At 47.8% G+C, this 435-nt stretch carries 1 protein-coding gene; it reads left to right on the forward strand.

Going from position 1 to position 435, the window contains the following annotated elements; genetic code table 11:
- On the forward strand, nucleotides 1–435 hold a 435-nt coding region (locus AB4496_RS29610; RefSeq protein ID WP_372133712.1), incomplete at both ends, for a sulfatase-like hydrolase/transferase.

Here is a 435-nt window from a genome sequence, read left to right on the forward strand (position 1 = left end):
CTACAACACTAGCGCATACAACCGTGGAATGATGGGCTACGAAACGCCGAACATCGATCGTATTGCTCATGAGGGTGCTATTTTTACGGATATGTACGCACAACAATCTTGTACGGCTGGCCGTGCTTCGTTCGTGACAGGTCAACACCCATTCCGTACCGGCCTACTTACCATCGGTATGCCAGGTTCAGCACACGGTATTCCTGACTGGGCTCCTACCATTGGTGATGCTCTTAAAGAAGAAGGTTACGCCACTGCACAATTCGGTAAAAATCACTTAGGCGATCAAGACAAACACCTTCCTACAAACCATGGTTTTGATGAGTTCTTTGGCAACCTTTACCACTTAAACGCGGAAGAAGAGCCTGAAACCTACTTTTACCCTAAAGACCCAGAATTCAGAAAGAACTACGGGCCTCGCGGCGTTATCAAAGC

The sequence above is a fragment of the Vibrio sp. 10N.222.46.A1 genome (genome assembly GCF_041473595.1).
GTDB lineage: Bacteria > Pseudomonadota > Gammaproteobacteria > Enterobacterales > Vibrionaceae > Vibrio > Vibrio tasmaniensis_A.